Genomic DNA, 3229 nt, shown 5'->3' with positions numbered 1-3229 from the left:
CACACCGGGATGCCGCCCAGGTGCACGTCCTGCACGACCGTCTACGCGCCTTTGTCTGCGGCGGGGCGGTGGGCGGCAAGAGGCTGAGCGCACGCCAGGCGATACCGCGGTCGGCCTGGCGCACCGTAACATAGCGCGGGCGCTGGCGGAAAAAACGCCATAAAGCGCCGTCGCCGCCGTAACGTCATGAAAAGGCATTGACTCGCTAACCTCTGACCGTATAATCGCAACCCGCAACCACAGGTTGCCGCATCTCAATGCGCCCTTAGCTCAGTTGGATAGAGCAACGGCCTTCTAAGCCGTAGGTCATAGGTTCGAATCCTATAGGGCGTGCCATTAAGTATCAATGAGTTACGCCTTTCATCCCGTATTTCCAATTTCATCATGGGACAGATTTGGGACTAAACCTCCGAAAATCGTGTCAATTTGCCTCGCATGCTCAGTTAGATGGTTAGGCGCAAGGTGAGCGTATCGCTGTACCATTTCGATGCTCTCCCATCCTCCCATTTCCTGAAGTGCAGAAAGCGGCACGCCGGATTGGATCAGCCAACTCGCCCAGGTATGTCGTAAATCATGGAAGCGGAAATCATCAATGCCAGCTCGTCTTAACGCAGCGCGCCACGCAGTGTTAGAATCGACTCGCATTTTCCTCACCGGGTCTTTGTGAACGAACACCCAACGATGATGATTTCCTATTTGTCTCCGCAGAACGGCGCAAGCGGTATCGTTGAGAGCGACGCCAATTGCCCGTCCTGATTTGCTATCCTCAGGATAAATCCAAGCCACCTTCCTCTGCATGTCGATCTGCGACCATGCAAGCTCAATGATGTTCGACCGGCGAAGGCCAGTAGTCAGAGCGAATTCCACAGTGGATTTAAGCGGTTCAGGACACTCATCAATAAGTCGCTGAGCTTGTGCAGGCTCAAGCCACCTAACGCGTTTATTCCTTTCCTGTGGAACCTTTATCACCGGAGACTTTTCAATCCATTTCCAGTCACGCTCTGCAGCACGCATTAGAGCTTTCATCAGCGCTAGGTGCTTGGCTTTGGTTGAGGTAGAGACAGGCTCAGCCTTCCGTGGCTCAATTTCAATACCTTTTCTGGCAAGAGCTTCTGCTCTTAACGCCCATCGTTCCTCTGCCTTCCTGTTCGTCATCCTGCTGACTGCGGTGTAAATCTTTGCCTCAGTTATATCCTTCAGCAAAACCCCTTCAAAATGCATGAGCCAGAATCCGATCCGACCCTTGTCTGCATCGAGTGATTTCTTGTGCGCTTTCTCTTCCAGCCAGCGTAAGCACGCCTCTTCAAATGTGACCTCAGGGAAGTCTCCCAGTCGGTCTATTCTCCAAAGTTCAGCTTTTCTGCGGTCGTGCAACTCCTGCGCTTGGCGTCTGTCCTTAGTCCCAAGCGACTCCTTAATTCTTTTGCCGCTTGGCGACGTGTAACTGCCGTACCAGGTTTCCCCTCGGCGGAATAATGACATGCTGCTTTCTCCTCATGTGCATCATCCGCGCTCACCGGCACAGTGTGGATCGGATTGTTAAGCGCGGCAATACAGGCTTGGCGAGTAATTAGGTAGGGGGATTTGGTTTTTGATGGGTCTTTTCTTGTTGCCTGCAGTCTTCCTGAGCGTATCCAGCTCGTCAGCGTGGGTGCTGAGATGCCAAGGAAGTTACAGGCCTCACTTCGTGAAAGGCTGTATTTGTCCATTGGCACCTACTGGATTGTGATGTTTGCCGGAGTGCGTGAAACGAGCGTTGATTGCTCGGCAATGAGCTTTACGCCAGGCTTAACGATCTGCTCGAGAATAGCCATCTTACCGGCATACTCTTCATCATCAGCCGCACCAAGATAGATGGTGATCATGCGACCATCAAAGACGAGTAGGGTGCTTTGTTTTGTTCTCATGCGACACCTCGCTGCCTGTCTGCTTTTATCCGGCGTTCGTAGTCTTCGGCGCAACTGTCGCCCTCGCAAAAATTGCCTTTGCTGATGGTCTCTCCACACCAATAACAGCGGCCAGTAAATACCATTGACGGCTTTGGCCGGTTGGATAAGGCGGCGAGGATAATCAGTTCTTCTTGCTCTTGTGCGTTGTCGATGATGTCAGCCATGTTTAACTCCTAATCCTAAAATGTTCTCGACATCATCAGCGCCACAGCCGGATGCCATGATTGCTTGACCTTCATGCAGGAATACCCGAACAGGAGCAGGCATCACGCCGGTACGCTCCCACAGTGCCTGATGAAGTTTCTGCTGCAATGCATCCGTGCTAACGCGCCCGTCCGTGAAATAGACGCGGGGAATCCTGACGCTGATAGTGTCCATAGTGGTTACTCCGCTTGGAAATAGGGCAACAAAAAACCCGCCGTAGCGGGTTCATGTCAGTTGGTTGGATTTACTTCTTGCCGTTGGCGTCAGCCATCTGCTGATAGCGTGGGTCGCTCGGACCTGGGAATTTGTGGCTCTGGCCACGATAATGCTGCAGTCGTTCACGGAAGTATTCACGCAGATGCGCCGGCTGTTCTTCTTCTACCTGCGCAGGCACAATCGGCATATTCATGCGCTCTTTGTACGCCACGCCTGACGCCGCCAAATCTACGTTAACCTTCTCGCGCTCTTCCGGTGATTTATCCGCTATGTTGTATGACATCGCCCAGTCCTATATCAGCTCAAAGTCATCATCGAACGTTGCAAAGTTTAGCTCTGCAGCGCGCATCTCGAGGATAAATTTGATGCCGTCATGTAGTGAAGTGGGTCGATCATACTCCAGAACGAAGCGATCGTGATAGGTGCGTCCTAGCCAGTACCCGCCGCCATATTCCTTCAGCCGCTGGAAGAACACCCACCCACCTTCTTTGGGATGCTCCAGCGTCTCGCCGCGGTAAACGACCTGATAGCCGATGTCGTTTTTCGTAGTCATAACTCACACCATAAAAATACTGTTCATGCATACAGTATAATTATGGTTGTCTGTGAGTCAATTCCCACCCTCCGGCGCTGCAGGTAATGGCATCCAGTGGGTTACAGCGCTGTCACACCACTCATGGTTTCTATCGTTCCAGATGCAAACTCGCTGCTGAATAACGCTAGGTTTCTCTTTCCCGAACCAACACCAATATTCCCCGTCGGCATCAGGCATCCGTTCGCCGCACGCTATCCACCCCTCCGGCAACGTGTAACCCTGGCTTACAGGTTGAGCCAGCATTGCGGCGCGGCAGGCGTTCCAG

Annotated in this window: 7 protein-coding genes, 1 tRNA gene and 1 pseudogene; 1 reads left to right on the top strand and 8 read right to left on the bottom strand. The window is 52.6% G+C overall.

Annotated elements, in window-relative coordinates; translation table 11 throughout:
- The first annotated feature begins 259 nt into the window (after positions 1-259).
- Positions 260-336, top strand: a tRNA-Arg gene (locus AB0B35_RS41970).
- A gap of 24 nt (positions 337-360) precedes the next feature.
- On the opposite strand, the gene AB0B35_RS41965 is transcribed toward AB0B35_RS41970, so the two are convergent.
- The 8 genes and pseudogenes from AB0B35_RS41965 to AB0B35_RS41930 form a co-directional block, all read right to left on the bottom strand.
- A complete protein-coding gene (locus AB0B35_RS41965; protein WP_359739609.1) occupies positions 361-1482 on the bottom strand; it encodes a site-specific integrase in 1122 nt (373 codons plus the stop codon).
- Between the two features lie 119 nt (positions 1483-1601).
- A pseudogene (locus tag AB0B35_RS41960) lies at positions 1602-1709 on the bottom strand (helix-turn-helix domain-containing protein); the annotation flags it as partial.
- Positions 1710-1715: 6 nt separating this feature from the next.
- Positions 1716-1865, bottom strand: a complete 150-nt coding sequence (locus tag AB0B35_RS41955; protein WP_350590958.1) for a hypothetical protein — start codon at positions 1863-1865, stop codon at positions 1716-1718.
- A 38-nt stretch (positions 1866-1903) separates the two neighbouring features.
- A complete protein-coding gene (locus AB0B35_RS41950; RefSeq protein WP_350590960.1) occupies positions 1904-2113 on the bottom strand; it encodes a hypothetical protein in 210 nt (69 codons plus the stop codon).
- Positions 2106-2327 carry a hypothetical protein gene (locus AB0B35_RS41945; protein ID WP_350590961.1) on the bottom strand — a complete coding sequence of 74 codons (222 nt, stop codon included), beginning with the start codon at positions 2325-2327 and terminating at the stop codon, positions 2106-2108. Before AB0B35_RS41945 ends, AB0B35_RS41950 begins: the two co-directional genes overlap by 8 nt.
- Before the next feature lie 70 nt (positions 2328-2397).
- Complete coding sequence (locus AB0B35_RS41940; RefSeq protein WP_350590962.1) at positions 2398-2652, bottom strand: DNA polymerase III subunit theta; 255 nt, start codon at positions 2650-2652, stop codon at positions 2398-2400.
- Between the two features lie 9 nt (positions 2653-2661).
- On the bottom strand, positions 2662-2922 hold the full coding sequence (locus AB0B35_RS41935) for a hypothetical protein (RefSeq protein ID WP_060441884.1): 261 nt from the start codon (positions 2920-2922) through the stop codon (positions 2662-2664).
- A gap of 57 nt (positions 2923-2979) precedes the next feature.
- Positions 2980-3207, bottom strand: coding sequence for a DUF551 domain-containing protein (locus AB0B35_RS41930; RefSeq protein ID WP_361057460.1), 228 nt, complete (start codon positions 3205-3207; stop codon positions 2980-2982).
- Positions 3208-3229 lie beyond the last annotated feature (22 nt).

The organism is Catellatospora sp. NPDC049133 (genome assembly GCF_040648455.1).
Taxonomy (GTDB): Bacteria; Actinomycetota; Actinomycetes; order Mycobacteriales; family Micromonosporaceae; genus Catellatospora; species Catellatospora aurea.
This window is presented reverse-complemented; position numbering and strand designations above follow the sequence as displayed.